This window comes from Roseomonas sp. WA12 (genome assembly GCF_054165765.1).
In genome coordinates this window covers 2,908,277-2,921,873 of the sequence record NZ_CM135108.1, presented here as the reverse complement: position 1 = coordinate 2,921,873, position 13,597 = coordinate 2,908,277, and the positions used below count along the sequence as shown (strand labels likewise).

The window sequence follows — 13,597 nt, the reverse complement described above, 5'->3', positions numbered from 1 at the left end:
GTAAGGAGCTGATCGGCGCTTTCCCAACACAAGAAAGGACATTCAGATGGCTGCGAAGGACGTCAAGTTCGGCGCCAGTGCCCGCGAGCGCATGCTGCGCGGCGTGGACATCCTGGCCGATGCCGTGAAGGTCACGCTGGGCCCCAAGGGCCGCAACGTCGTGCTCGACAAGAGCTTCGGCGCGCCGCGGATCACCAAGGACGGCGTGACCGTCGCCAAGGAGATCGAGCTGGCCGACAAGTTCGAGAACATGGGCGCGCAGATGGTGCGCGAAGTGGCCTCGAAGCAGAACGACTTGGCCGGCGACGGCACCACGACCGCGACCGTGCTGGCCCAGGCCATCATCCGCGAGGGTGCGAAGGCTGTGGCCGCTGGCCTCAACCCGATGGACCTGAAGCGCGGCGTCGACAAGGCCGTGGCCGTGATTGTCGCTGACCTGCAGAGCAAGACCCGCAAGATCACGACCTCCGCCGAGGTCGCCCAGGTTGGTTCGCTCTCCGCCAATGGCGAGACCGAGATCGGCCAGATGATCGCCGAGGCGATGGAGAAGGTTGGCAACGAGGGTGTCATCACCGTCGAGGAAGCCAAGTCCATCCAGACCGAGCTCGACGTCGTCGAGGGCATGCAGTTCGACCGCGGCTACGTCTCCCCGTATTTCATCACGAATGCGGAGAAGATGATCGCCGAGCTCGAGAACCCGTACATCCTGATCCACGAGAAGAAGCTCTCCCAGCTGCAGCCGATGCTGCCGCTGCTGGAAGCCGTCGTGCAGTCCGGGCGTCCGCTGGTGATCGTGGCCGAGGACATCGAGGGCGAGGCCCTGGCCACGCTCGTGGTGAACAAGCTGCGTGGCGGCCTGAAGATCGCGGCCGTGAAGGCCCCGGGCTTCGGTGATCGTCGCAAGGCGATGCTCGAGGACATCGCCATCCTGACGGGTGGTGAGGTGATCTCCGAGGATCTCGGCATCAAGCTCGAGACCGTGACGCTCAACCAGCTCGGCCGTGCGAAGAACATTCGCATCGAGAAGGAGAACACCACGATCATCGACGGCGCCGGCGAGAAGTCCGCCATCGAGGGCCGCGTGGAGCAGATCAAGGCGCAGATCGAGGAGACCTCCTCGGACTACGACCGCGAGAAGCTGCAGGAGCGCCTGGCGAAGCTGGCTGGCGGCGTTGCCGTTATCCGCGTCGGCGGTTCGTCCGAGGTCGAGGTGAAGGAGCGCAAGGATCGCGTCGACGACGCGCTGCATGCGACCCGCGCCGCGGTCGAGGAAGGCATTGTTCCCGGTGGTGGCGTTGCCCTGCTGCGCGCCAGCCTGAAGCTTTCCGAGCTCAAGGGCCTGAACAACGACGAGCAGGTCGGGATCGAGATCGTTCGGCGCGCCATCGCGGTGCCGCTGAAGCAGATCGCCGAGAACGCCGGCAAGGACGGCGCGGTGATCGCCGGTGAGGTGCTCCGCTCGGACGTCTACGAGTACGGCTATGACGCCCAGACCGACGAGTACAAGAACCTCGTCGAGGCCGGCATCATCGACCCGACCAAGGTCGTTCGCACGGCGCTGCAGGATGCCGCTTCGGTGGCCTCGCTGCTGATCACCACTGAGGCGATGGTGGCCGAGCGTCCGTCCAAGGCGTCGGCCCCGGCCGGTGGCCCCGGCGGCGGCATGGGCGGCATGGGCGACATGGACTTCTGATTTCCGCGGGGATCGGTTTCGGTCCCCAGGGTCAGCGGTTACGAGAGGGGGCGGTCCGGCGACGGGCCGCCCCTTCTTCGTTGATGGGTGGGTTGTACAGCGCGGAGGTGGCGCGATGCCGACAGGCACGGTGGTCTGGTACCAGCCCCACAAGGGGTATGGCTTCATCCGGCCGGATGACGGCGGGCCGGATGTGATGGTGCATGAGACAGTGGTGGAGGCGGCCGGACGGCGGGAGCTGAAGAAGGGCGAGGAAATTGCCTATGAGGCCGAGCAGCTTCCGAAGAAGCCGGCGCCGATCGTGACGCGCATCATTCCGGGGTAGAGCGGCGGCGGCCGAGGCTCAGGTTCGTCGAGCGTATCCGCGGCATTCAGGTTCAAGGCCTTAAAGGCCCTCAGAGATCCTGGCGATCCAGGTCACTAGACGCTTCACCGGCCCGCACTGGCGGCGGGCCGGAGAGGCTGGTCATGGCGCAGGGGAGCTGCCGCCTTCTTGGCCGCCTTCGGCTAGGGGAGCGGTGGATCGCGCTCCAGCCGCCAAGGCGGGGTGTTACTCCTCCCAGACGCGCAGCGCGGAGACCTTGCGGAGTACGCCCTTGGCGCGCTCGGCCTGATCGGCATTCGCGGCGTCCACCACCAGGGAAACGACGGCCTTCTCGGAATCGGGCTTCACGTCGGGGGCCGCGGCGGAGGCGACCCCCTCGCTGGCCGCACCAGCGCCAAGGCCGGCGATCGCGGCCGCGGCGATGGCCGGAAGGGCCGCGCCGCCCGTGGCGATCACGGCACCAGCCGCCGCCATCCCGGCGCCCGAGGCAGCGAGGCCGGTACCCATGGTGCGGAGGTTGCGGTGCTCGTCCTCCTGCAGCTGGCCGTCGGTCTCGTTCGGGGCCTGGGGCGGCTGCTGGGAGACCTCGGCGGTGTGCAGCGTGATCTGGGCACGCGGAATCGCATCGGCGTTCAGGTACTGCAGGGCCGCCTCGGCGTCCTCATGCGTGGCGAAGGTCGCGATGACCTTGATGTTGGACTGGTTCGTCGTCTCGGGCATATCATGCTCCCTTCGGGATGTCATGGCCTGCAACGCGGCTACCGCGGGGTTGTTGCCCGCGAGAGCGGCGCGACGACGGTGGTTCGATCGAAGCGGCGGCGAGCCGCCTTTTCCGAACGAGGGCGGGGTAAGCGGGCGAGCGACCAAGCGCGAGGAAGTCAGGCGCTATCGCTCCGGCAAGTACGCCTCTCTTCCTTCCCGGGCCGCCTGGAACAGGCCCAGCTCGGCGCAGCGCTCGACGGACATCGTCACCATGCGCGGGCCCGCTGCCGACTCGTAATGCACAACCGCCACCCGGCGGCCGGCCGAAGGGTCGAACACCTCCTGGGTGGCGATTACCCTGATCCGGCCAGGCGGAAGGCGGAGCGTCATCCACCAGGGTTGTGCGCTTTCCGCGGCCTGCGCATTAGCCTGCGCTAAGGAACGTCCTCCGGCCGGAGCCGGGGAGGTCAGATGATCTGGAAACGCGCCTTGGCGGCCCGCTCGATCGCGCCGGCGATAAGGCGGTCGAGGTCGAGGGTGATTCGAAAATCCTGCAGGAAGCGGAGCTCATCCTGGCTGGCGTCACCGTCGGCGGCGGCGATCTCGCAGGCCAGGAGATAGGCCGTTTCGCGCAGGCGCTGGGGCAGGGCGTCGCGGATCATCTCGGCGGCGCGGTCCAGGCCGTCGGCCTCGTCGAGCAGGGCGAGGACGATCTCGGTGACGGTGTCGATCTCGCTGGCGTGGAAATCCCCGAAGACCGGCAGTTCCCGCACCAGGCGGGACATGGCGGCGAGTTCGGCATCGGTCATGCCGCGGTCACTGACGCCCATCAGCACCATGGCGCAGACCAGGGCTTCCTGCGCGGTGAAGCGCGTGGGCAGGGGGGTGGGGGCTGAGCCGTCCATGATGTGCGTATCCATCTTGGGGGAAGGGTTCGCCCGCCGGCCGCGGCGCGTCAATCGGCGGGCTGATCACCATTCAGGAAGCGCCGCGTTTCCCGCACGGCCTCGGCCAGGCCCATGCGACGGGGGATGACGCCTTCGGGCAGGCCGGCGAGGAGGCGGGTGGGCGCGCGGGCGTCCAGCAGGACGAAGACGCCGCGGTCGTCGGCGCGGCGGATCAGGCGGCCGAAGGCCTGGCGCAGGCGGTGGCGGGCGATGGCGTCGTCATAGGATTTGGGCCGCCCGCCGGAGAGGTGGGTGCGGCGCTCCCGGTGCAGGATGGTGGGGCGGGGCCAGGGGATGCGATCGAAGACGAGGAGGCGGAGGGAGCGGCCGGGCACGTCCACGCCGTCCCGCAAGGCATCGGTGCCCAGCAGGCAGGAATCCTCCTCGGCGCGGAAGACGTCCACCAGGGTGGAGTTGTCCATTGCGTCCACATGCTGGGCGTAGAAGGGCAGGCCGGCAGCCTCCAGGCCGGGCGCCATGCGGGCATGGGCGTCGCGCAGGCGGCGAATAGCGGTGAAGAGGCCGAGGGCACCGCCGCCCGAGGCGCGGAAGAGCTGTTCCATGGCCATGGCGGCCTGGGGACCGTCCCGGGAGACGTCCGTCACCACGATGGCGAGCGTCTGGTTCGGGTAGTCGAAGGGGGACGGCACCGCCGCGCGGATGGGCGGGGAGGGGAGGTGGTTAGCACCGGTGCGGGCCTCGGCCTCTTCCCAGGCGGCTTCGCCATCGGGCTCTCCGCTGTCGCGGAGGGTCGCGGAGGTGATGAGCAGGCCATGGGCGGGGGCGGCGACGATGGCTGAGAAGGGCTCGGTGGGGTCGAGGAAGTGGCGGTGCAGGGCGGCGTCGATCACCCGGCCCTCGCGGCGGGTGATGGCGAGCCAGTCCACATTGGCGGGACGGGTGCCGGGCTCGGGAGGGCGCTGGGCCAGGGATTTGAGCATGGCCCGCCAGGCGCCGAGGGGGCGGAGGCCGCGCCGGTCCACAGTGCGGCGGGCGGTGTCCAGGCGGATGCGGTCGCCGGTCTCGAGTTCCTCGTCGGGGTCCTCAAGCAGGCCGGTGATGCGGGCGTGGAGAGCGCGGAGCGGGGTTTCGATGAGAGAGAGGGCCTCTTCCAGCGCGGCGCCGGCCTCCCCGACCCCGGGGTTGAGGGGGTGGAGATCGCATTCGGCGTCGTAGCCCGCATCCGCCTCGGCGGAGCGGGCAAAGACCTGGAGGATGACGGTGCGGAGGAAGGCTTCTCCCGGGTTGGTGTGTGCAGGATGCCCGGGAAGATCGTCCTCGCCCTCATAGCTGTCGCGGTCGTCGGCCTCGCCGAGGCGGGAGGACCAGCCGGGGCCGGGGAGGCTGCCCGCGTGGCGCAGGGCTTCCTCCACCAGGGGGAGAAGGGCGGGATGGTCGGTGGTGATCTCCTCCAGGCGCCGGCGGAGGCCGCGGGCGCGGCCGCGGGCGCCCTCCGCACCGAGGAGCCAGCGGCGGAGCTCGGCCATTTCGCCACCGGATATCTCGGCGGAGAAGGCGCTGTCTGCGGCGTCGAAGAGGTGGTGGCCCTCATCGAAGACGTAGCGCAGGGCGGGCTTGTCCTCGCCACCGCCCAATGCGGCCTGGATCATGACGAGGGCGTGGTTGGCGATGACGAGGCGGGCGGTGCGGGCGCGGCGGATGGAGTGCTCCACGAAGCAGCGGCGCCAGTGCGGGCAAGCGGAGTGGATGCACTCTCCGCGGCGGTCGGTGAGGCCGGCGACATGGCCCCAGGGGAAGAGCTCGGCGATCCAGCCCGGGAAGTCGCCGCCCTGCATGTCGCCGTCCCTCGTGGCGGCGGCCCAGCGCGACACCAGGGAGAGGGCGAGGAGGCGGGAGGGCATGGCGCCGTTCACTGCTTCCTCGTGGTTCAGGAGGCAGAGATAGTTCTCGCGCCCCTTGCGGATGACGACGTGGCGGCGGCGCTCCTCCGGGTCGGGGTAGAGGCGGAACAGCTCCTGGTCGATCTGACGCTGCAGGTTGCGCGTGTAGGTGCTGACCCAGACGGGGGCGCCGTTGCGCTCGGCCCAGAGCGAGGCGGGGGCGATGTAGCCGAGGGTCTTGCCCGTGCCGGTGCCGGCCTCGGCGAGGACGAGACGCGGTTGGCCCTCGGCCTCGCGTGGGGCGAAGGCCATGCTGGCGGCGCTGGCGTAGTCGGCCTGGGCGGGGCGGGTCTCGGCGCCCTGGCCGAGGATCTCGGCAAGCCGCTTGCGGGCCTCCAGCGGGGCGACGGGAATGGAGGCGGGCGGGGTGGGAGGGGCGGTCTCCTCCCATTCCGGCAGGTGGCGCCAGACCTTCAGGCCGTCATTGGCGGCGCGGGCCTCGGGCTGGCCGAGCGCGGCGAGGATGCTGGGCGCCCAGACCCAGTCATTGGCGTCACGCAGCCGGGCGGCGAGCTGGGCGGCGTCTCGGTTCGGCAGCGCGTGGCGGGTGGTGGCGAGACGGCGGAGGAGGGTGGTCGCGATCTCTGACAACAGGATGGCAGCGGCCTCGTCGTCCTTCGGAGCGTCCAGGTCGAGCGCCAGGGCCAGGCCGCGCGGGGTGGGGGCCGCGGGCTGGGCGGGAAGGACAAAGGCGAAGAGTTCGAGCAGGTCGTAGGCGACCGGGAAGGGGACTAGGCCCAGGCGGCGCGCGGTGGCGGGTGCGTGGACGAGGATCGGGGGCGGGAGATCAGCCAGACGCCGGGTGAGGGTTCCGGTGGGAAGGGTCTCGATCTCGCCATCCGGGGTGAGGAGGGTGGCGCGGCCAATCCCGGCCACCAGGGAGGGCGCCTCGGGCAGTAACAGGCGGGGGGTGGCGGAAGCGGGAGCCAAATTCGGGGGCATCGGCGGCTCTATACCCGCTTTGTTCGCCTGGGGGAGCCCGGTTAGGGCAGAGGGGAGGCGGATCGGTGATGTGCCGTCCAGTCCGGCGGCTGCGCGTCGGTGAAGGACGAGGCGGTGTTGTTCTCTCCCCAACGATAGTCCGAACCTATCCACCGTATGGGGCATTTGTATTTCACGCCCGGGAATCAACTCCCTAGCATCGCGCTCTTGCTACGACATTGCGGGAGGCACAGACGATGTCGGACCAGACCAAAGGGGTAGGGCTGACCACCCGCCAGGGCCATCCTGTCTTCGACAACCAGAACACGCGCAGCGTCGGTTCGCGTGGGCCGCTGGTGCTGGAGGACTATCAGTTCTTGGAGAAGATGTCGCATTTCGACCGGGAGCGCATCCCGGAGCGGGTGGTGCATGCCCGCGGCGCGGCGGCGCACGGCATCTTCGTGCCGACGGGCAAGGCGGGAGATGATCCCGTCACCAAGTACACGCGCGCCAAGGTGTTCACCCCCGGCACGCAGACGCACATCTTCCTGCGCTTCTCCACCGTGATCCATGGCGGGCACAGCCCGGAGACGCTGCGGGATCCGCGGGGCTTCGCCATCAAGTTCTACACCGAGACCGGCAACTGGGACCTGGTGGGCAACAATCTGAAGGTGTTCTTCATCCGTGACGCGATGAAGTTCCCGGACATGGTCCATGCCTTCAAGCCGGACCCGGTCCACAACCGGCAGCAGATGAACCGGTTCTTCGACTTCGTGAGCTGCACGCCCGAAGCCACGCATATGATCACCCATCTGTTCTCGCCCTGGGGCATTCCGGCCACCTATCGCGAGATGCAGGGCTCGGGCGTGAACACCTACAAGCTGGTGGATGCCGAGGGCGGGACGGTGCTGTGCAAGTTCCATTTCCAGCCGCGGCTGGGGGTGCGGAACCTGACCGCCGAGCAGGCCTCGGCCATCCAGGCGATGGATTTCAACCACGCCACTGGCGACCTGTGCGACGCGATCGAGCGCGGCGAGTTCCCGGAATGGGATATGTTCATTCAGGTGATGAGCGACGACGAGCATCCCGAACTGGACTGGGATCCGCTTGAAGTTACCAAGCTGTGGCCGGAGGAGCAGTTCCCCTTCCTGCATGTCGGGCACATCCAGCTGAACCGGAACCCTGCCGACTACCACAATGAGGTGGAGCAGGTGGCCTTCGGCACGGGCGTGCTGGTGGACGGGATCGACTTCTCGGACGACAAGATGCTGCAGGGGCGGACCTTCGCCTATTCGGACACGCAGCGGTACCACGTGGGCCCCAACTACCTGCAGCTGCCGATCAACGCGCCGAAATGTCCCTATGCCATCAACCAGCGCGGCGGGCAGATGAGCTACCATGTGGACGGGGCGGAGCAGGGGACGAACCGCCACGTCAACTACGAGCCGTCCAACTTCAACGGTCTGGTGGAGCAGCCGCGGCTCGGGCCGCCGCCGCGGGTCTTCGTGCAGGGAGAGGTGGGGCGCCAGAAGCTGGAGCGCACCAACGACTTCAAGCAGGCGGGCGAGGCGTATCGCCGCTTCTCGGAGTTCGAGCGAGACGATCTGGTCCGTAACCTTGTCGGCGCGCTGTCAGAATGCGCGCCGGTGATCCGGGAGAAGATGGTCTGCTACTTCATGCAGGCGGATCGCGAGTACGGCGCGCGGGTTGCCGAAGGGTTGGGCATCGCGGTGCCGGTGCGGCAAGAGGCGGCGGAGTAAGGAGGCGTCCCAAGCGGGGCACCATGAAAGGGGCCGGGGGCTTGGGCCTCCCACCCCTTTCTGCGTCACGCGGCGTTCTCGGGCGGGAGGGGGCGCGGGTGGCCGTCCTCGCCGAGGGCGACATAGGTGAAAAGGCCTTCGGTGACCTTCTCCGGCGGCTTTCCGCCGCGCGGGCGGGCCCAGGTCCCGATCCTCACGGCAACCGAGGTCTCGCCGGATTTCTCGATCATGCAGTAGCAACTCACCTCGTCGCCGACGGAGACGGGGCGGAGGAAGCGCATCGCGTCGATGCTGACTGTGGCCACGGGGCCGCCGGCGCGCTCGGCGGCAAGGGTTCCGCCGGCCAGGTCCATCTGGGAGAGGGTCCAGCCGCCGAAGATGCTGCCGCTGGCATTCGTGTCGCGCGGCATGGCGATGGTGCGGAGCTGGGCGCCGCCGGGGATCTCGGGGGGCGTTTCGGGCAGGATCTCGGTTCCTTCGGGGGTCTCCGAAGGAAGGCCGGGAGGCCGGGGAGAGTTCCCTCTCCCCGGGCCTTTCTTCAAGCCGCCAATCTCAGGCCGCGAGCCTGACCGGCAGGGCTTCGGCGATCTGCACCGCGTTGAGGGCGGCACCTTTCAGCAGCTGGTCGCCGCAGACGAAGAAGTCGAGGCCGCACTCGCCAAAGACAGGGTTGGCGCGGATGCGGCCGGCCTCGACGTCGTAGCGGCCGCTAGCGGTCAGCGGCATCGGGTAGATCGCGTTGGCCACATCGTCCATCACCTTCACACCAGGGGCGGTGGAGAGGATGCGGCGGGCTGCCTCGGGGGTGATGGGGCGCTCGGTCTCAATGGTCACCGCCTCGGCATGGGCGCGCAGCGTGGGGACGCGCACGGCCGTGCAGGAGATCAGGAGATCGGGCAGGCCCATGATCTTCCGGGTCTCCCAGGTGACCTTCATCTCCTCCCGCGTGTAGCCGTTGGGCTGGAAGCTATCGATGTGCGGGATGAGGTTCATCGGCAGGGGATGGCGGAACACGCTGTTCTTCGGCTGGCCGCCGTGAAGCAGCATCTCCTTCAGCCCGGCCTCCAGCTCCTCCATGCCCTCGGCGCCTGCGCCGGAGGAGGCCTGGTAGGTGGAGACGATCACGCGCTTCAGGCCGAAGGCCTTGTGCAGTGGGGCCAGTGCCACGGCCAGGATGGCGGTGGTGCAGTTCGGGTTGGCGATCAGGCGGGCGCCGTTCGCGGCCCCGGCATTCACCTCGGGCACGATCAGGGGGACGTCGTCCTCGAGCCGGAAGGCGGAGGAGTTGTCGACAACCACGGCCCCGGCGGCGACGAGCTGGCGGGCATGGGCCTTGGACCATTCGCCGGAGACGGCGAGCAGGGCGAGGTCGAGGGCGGGCGGGTTCGCCTCGTCATAGACCTCGATGGTTTTCTCCCCGAAGGGGGTGGGAATTCGGGTGCCTGCGCTGCGGGTCGAGGCGAAAAGGCGCAGCTCGGTCACGGGAAGGCGGCGGTCGCCCAACACCTGCACCAGTTCCTTGCCGACGGCGCCCGTCGCACCGAAAACCCCAACGCGCATGACCTGCGATCCTTCCGAGGCGTTGTTGGGGGGCGGACCATAGATGGGGTCCTCCCCTGCCAGTGTGGCCCGGGGGTTATACAGGCGGCGGGGCCCGATGCGAGACGCGCGTTCCGTGGGGCAGGAATGCCTGCATGGCCCCGATCCCGGCAGGTTTCGCGCTGCGCGCGTTGACCGCGCGGGGACGCGGGGGCATGTGGGCCCGGCCATGGAACGTCCTCCCGCCGACCCGTCCCTGCGCGACACGCGCGCCTGGCCCTTCGAGGAGGCGGCGAAGGTCGCCGACCGCGCCTCGGTCAAGGCCAAAGGAGTGGCGCTGTTCGAGACGGGGTACGGCCCCTCCGGCCTGCCGCATATCGGGACCTTCGGCGAGGTCGCGCGGACGGGCTGGGTGCGGCAGGCCTTCGAGCGGCTGACGGGGTTGCCGAGCCGGCTGCTGGCGTTTTCCGACGACATGGATGCGCTGCGGAAGGTGCCGGACAACGTGCCGAACCCGGAGGTCCTGCGGGCGAACCTGGGCAAGCCGGTGTCGCGGATCCCGGATCCTTTCGGGACCCATGAGAGTTATGGCGCGCACAACAATGCGCGGCTACGGGCCTTCCTGGAGGCCTTCGGCTTCGAATTCGAGTTCGCCTCCTCCACCGACTACTACTCGTCCGGGCGCTTCGATGAGGCGCTGCTGCGGATGCTGGCGGTGCATGAGGAGGTTCGGCAGGTGATCCTGCCGACGCTGGGGCCGGACCGCCGGGCGACCTATTCGCCCTTCCTGCCCATCCATCCGAAGACCGGCATGGTCATGCAGGTGCCGATGGAGGAGGTGCGGGCCGAGGCCGGCACGGTGGTGTGGCGCGACCCGGCGACGGGGGAGCGGTTCGAGACGCCGGTGACGGGCGGCCATGTGAAGGCGCAGTGGAAGGCCGACTGGGCCATGCGCTGGTACGCGCTGGGCGTGGATTACGAGATGTCCGGCAAGGACCTGATTGACAGCGTGAAGCTGTCCTCGGCCATCTGCCGGGTGCTGGGTGGGGAGCCGCCGGTGGGCTTCACCTATGAGCTGTTCCTCGATGCCCAGGGCACCAAGATCAGCAAGAGCAAGGGCAATGGGCTGACGATCGACGAGTGGCTGCGCTACGCGCCGCCGGAGAGCCTGTCGCAGTTCATGTACCAGCAGCCCGGCAAGGCGAAGCGGCTGCATTTCGACGTGATTCCCCGCGCGACGGACGAGTATCTGTCGAATGTGGAGAAGCTGCGGGTGGCGGCCGATCCGGCGAACCCGGCCTGGCACATCCATGGCGGGGCGCTGCCGAACGGGGCGGGAAGCCCGATCACCTTCACCTTGCTGCTGAACCTTGCTGTCGCGGCCAATGCCGAGACGCCTGAGATGCTGTGGGGGTATCTGCGGCGGCATGCGCCCGAGGCGACGCCGGAGACCTCGCCGATGCTGGCGGTGCTGGTGGAGCGGGCCTGCGCCTATTACCGCGACATGGTAAAGCCCACGAAGCGCTTCCGCCCGGCCAGCGAGCCGGAGCGGGAGGCGCTGCTGCACCTGGCCGCGCTGCTGCGGGAGAACCAGGCGCGGATTGAGGCCCTGCCTGCCGGCGAGCGGCCGGGGGCGATCCAGGACCTGGTCTATGACGCGGGGCGGCGGGAGCCCTTCCTGCAGCCGGGCAAGGATCCGTCCCGCCCCGGGGTTTCGCGGGCCTGGTTCGCGGCCATCTACCAGGTGTTGCTGGGGCAGGAGGAGGGGCCGCGTTTTGGCGGCTTCGTCGCGCTCTACGGCATTCCCGAAACCGTCGCCCTGATCGAGGGCACCCTGAGCCGGAGCGCGGACGCCGCATGACCTGGGCGCTGTTCCGCAAGCACGGACCCACCGTTTTCGGGCTGATCCTGCTGGTGGGCGCGCTTTACGTCGTGCAGCGGGAGTTCCGCAACCTGTCCGTTGCCGATGTCGGGCGGGCATTGGAGAATACGCCGGAACGGCAGCTGTGGATCGCGGGCGGGTGGACGCTGCTCGCCTATGCGGTGCTGACGATCTACGACCGGCTCGGCTCGGTCTATGCGGGCAAGCCGATCAGCTATCTGCGGACCTCGCTGGCCTCCTTCTGCGCCTATACGCTGGCGCATAATCTCGGTTTTGCCGCGGTTTCCGGTGCGGCGGTTCGGTACCGGTTCTACGCGGCCTGGGGGCTGACGCCGGTCGAGATCGCCAAGGTGATTGCCTTCACCTCCCTCACCTTCGGGCTGGGGGGATTTGCACTGGGCGGGTTGGTGCTGTTCCTCGAGCCCTCCGTCCTGCCCTGGGTGGGGGAGGGCGAGGCGATCTCGCCCTGGGTGGCGCAGGCCGTGGGCGTGGGGATGTGGGCGATCGTTGCGGCCTATCTCGTGCTGTCCCGGGTCTGGCCGCATTTCGTCATCTTCGGGCACCAGATCGATCTGCCGGGCTTCCGCATGGCGATGGCGCAGGTGGCGTTGGCGAGCGTCGACGTCGCGGTGACGGCGGCGATCTTCTACTGCCTTCTGCCCGAGGCGCCCGGCCTGACCTTCTGGAAGTTCCTGGGCATCTACATTGCCGCCTATACGGCGGGGCTGGCGGCCAGCGTGCCGGGCGGCCTGGGCGTATTCGACGGCTTCATCCTGCTGAGCCTCGAGCCCTACCTGCCCTCCGCCCAGGTGATCGGGGCGGTGCTGCTGTTCCGGCTGTTCTACTACATCGTGCCGCTGTTCCTGGCTGGCGGGCTGTTCGCCGCCTTCGAGATCGGGCAGCGGCGGCCCTCCCTGGGGCGGATGCAGGCGGAGACCCGGGTGACGGGGGCGCTCGAGGTGCCGGTGCTGTCCGGGCTTTCTGGGCTGGGCGGGGTGGTGTTGCTGTTTGTCGGCGCGCTGCCGGCGCGGGCCACGGACATCGCCGCATGGGGCGGGGAATGGGCGGCGCTGGCGAGCCAGTTCGCGGCCTCCATTGTCGGATCGCTGCTGCTGGTCGTGTCCTATGGGATGGTGCGGCGGCTGCGGATCGCCTGGTGGGCAGGGCTGGTCCTGCTGGCTAACGCGGTGTGGATCCTGGCGGTACGAGGTGATCCCTGGTGGGTGATCGTCGGCTATCTCGGCACGGCGCTGTTCCTCGCGGCAATGCGGCACGCCTTCTATCGGGACGCCCGGCTGACGGGCGAGCCGCTCACGGCCTCCCGCGTATTCTCGCTGGCGGCGGGGGTGATTTGCGGGCTGACGCTGGCGACGGTGGCCTATCACGGGCGATTCTCCACCGCGGCCTGGTGGGAGGTGGTGGTGGAGTCCGGAGCGCCGGCGCCGCTGCGCTTCGCGGTGGGGGTAGCGGTGGCGTTGCTGCTGTTCGCAGCCTTCCGGCTGCTGCGCCCGGCGCGGATCCGGGCGGAGGATTACGATGAATCGGCGCAGGCACAATTGATGGCGCTGGGCGCACGGGTGCCTGTTCACGCGGACGGGGTGGTCTTCGCGGACGGCGGGCGGGGGGGCTTCGCCTTCCGCCGGCTGGATGGGGTCTGGGTGGCCGATGGCGATCCGGCCGGGACGGCGGAGGCGCGGATCAACGCCATCTGGAGGTTCCGCGACTTGTGCGAGGCGGCCGGGGTGGCGCCGGCCTTCGCCGGGGTCGGACAGGAGATGTTGCGGGCCTATGAGCAGGCCGGAATGGCTTCTGTGACGCTGCCCGGCGGGGTGGTAATCGCGCTGGCCGGCGACCAGGATCCGAAGAAGGTGCTGCGGCTGCTCTCGACGGGCGCGGCGGGGGACTGAATTAGTTCTGGCCGGTCTGC

At 69.1% G+C, this 13,597-nt stretch carries 11 protein-coding genes; 5 read left to right on the top strand and 6 right to left on the bottom strand.

What is annotated here, in order from left to right; genetic code table 11:
- The first annotated feature begins 46 nt into the window (after positions 1 to 46).
- Both groL and ACVBD7_RS14060 read left to right on the top strand, forming a co-directional pair.
- Positions 47 to 1,693 carry a chaperonin GroEL gene (gene groL / locus ACVBD7_RS14065; protein ID WP_458093857.1) on the top strand — a complete coding sequence of 549 codons (1,647 nt, stop codon included), beginning with the start codon at positions 47 to 49 and terminating at the stop codon, positions 1,691 to 1,693.
- Positions 1,694 to 1,808: 115 nt separating this feature from the next.
- On the top strand, positions 1,809 to 2,018 hold the full coding sequence (locus ACVBD7_RS14060; RefSeq protein WP_458093856.1) for a cold-shock protein: 210 nt from the start codon (positions 1,809 to 1,811) through the stop codon (positions 2,016 to 2,018).
- A gap of 225 nt (positions 2,019 to 2,243) precedes the next feature.
- Here ACVBD7_RS14060 and ACVBD7_RS14055 read toward each other — a convergent pair whose 3' ends face one another.
- From ACVBD7_RS14055 to ACVBD7_RS14040, 4 genes are all read right to left on the bottom strand, one after another.
- Positions 2,244 to 2,738, bottom strand: a complete 495-nt coding sequence (locus ACVBD7_RS14055; RefSeq protein WP_458093855.1) for a hypothetical protein — start codon at positions 2,736 to 2,738, stop codon at positions 2,244 to 2,246.
- 165 nt (positions 2,739 to 2,903) lie between these two features.
- On the bottom strand, positions 2,904 to 3,110 hold the full coding sequence (locus tag ACVBD7_RS14050) for a hypothetical protein (protein WP_458093854.1): 207 nt from the start codon (positions 3,108 to 3,110) through the stop codon (positions 2,904 to 2,906).
- Positions 3,111 to 3,187: 77 nt separating this feature from the next.
- The gene (locus tag ACVBD7_RS14045; protein ID WP_458093853.1) at positions 3,188 to 3,625 is read right to left on the bottom strand and encodes a tellurite resistance TerB family protein; all 438 of its coding nucleotides are present in this window, start codon (positions 3,623 to 3,625) and stop codon (positions 3,188 to 3,190) included.
- Between the two features lie 50 nt (positions 3,626 to 3,675).
- Positions 3,676 to 6,510: an ATP-dependent DNA helicase gene (locus ACVBD7_RS14040; RefSeq protein WP_458093852.1), complete on the bottom strand. Its 2,835-nt coding sequence runs from the start codon at positions 6,508 to 6,510 to the stop codon at positions 3,676 to 3,678.
- Between the two features lie 236 nt (positions 6,511 to 6,746).
- On the opposite strand from ACVBD7_RS14040, the gene ACVBD7_RS14035 reads away from it, so the two are divergent.
- Entirely contained in the window at positions 6,747 to 8,249 is a 1,503-nt protein-coding gene (locus tag ACVBD7_RS14035; RefSeq protein ID WP_458093851.1) for a catalase, read from the top strand.
- 65 nt (positions 8,250 to 8,314) lie between these two features.
- On the opposite strand, the gene ACVBD7_RS14030 is transcribed toward ACVBD7_RS14035, so the two are convergent.
- Together ACVBD7_RS14030 and ACVBD7_RS14025 are read right to left on the bottom strand one after the other, a co-directional pair.
- The gene (locus tag ACVBD7_RS14030) at positions 8,315 to 8,659 is read right to left on the bottom strand and encodes an acyl-CoA thioesterase (RefSeq protein WP_458097704.1); all 345 of its coding nucleotides are present in this window, start codon (positions 8,657 to 8,659) and stop codon (positions 8,315 to 8,317) included.
- A 142-nt stretch (positions 8,660 to 8,801) separates the two neighbouring features.
- Positions 8,802 to 9,809, bottom strand: coding sequence for an aspartate-semialdehyde dehydrogenase (locus ACVBD7_RS14025; protein ID WP_458093850.1), 1,008 nt, complete (start codon positions 9,807 to 9,809; stop codon positions 8,802 to 8,804).
- Positions 9,810 to 10,017: 208 nt separating this feature from the next.
- Here ACVBD7_RS14025 and ACVBD7_RS14020 point away from each other — a divergent pair, with 208 nt between their 5' ends.
- Both ACVBD7_RS14020 and ACVBD7_RS14015 read left to right on the top strand, forming a co-directional pair.
- Positions 10,018 to 11,649 (top strand): lysine--tRNA ligase, encoded by a 1,632-nt coding sequence (locus ACVBD7_RS14020; RefSeq protein ID WP_458093849.1) that lies wholly within the window; start codon positions 10,018 to 10,020, stop codon positions 11,647 to 11,649.
- Entirely contained in the window at positions 11,646 to 13,577 is a 1,932-nt protein-coding gene (locus ACVBD7_RS14015) for a phosphatidylglycerol lysyltransferase domain-containing protein (RefSeq protein ID WP_458093848.1), read from the top strand. Before ACVBD7_RS14020 ends, ACVBD7_RS14015 begins: the two co-directional genes overlap by 4 nt.
- Positions 13,578 to 13,597: the final 20 nt, after the last annotated feature.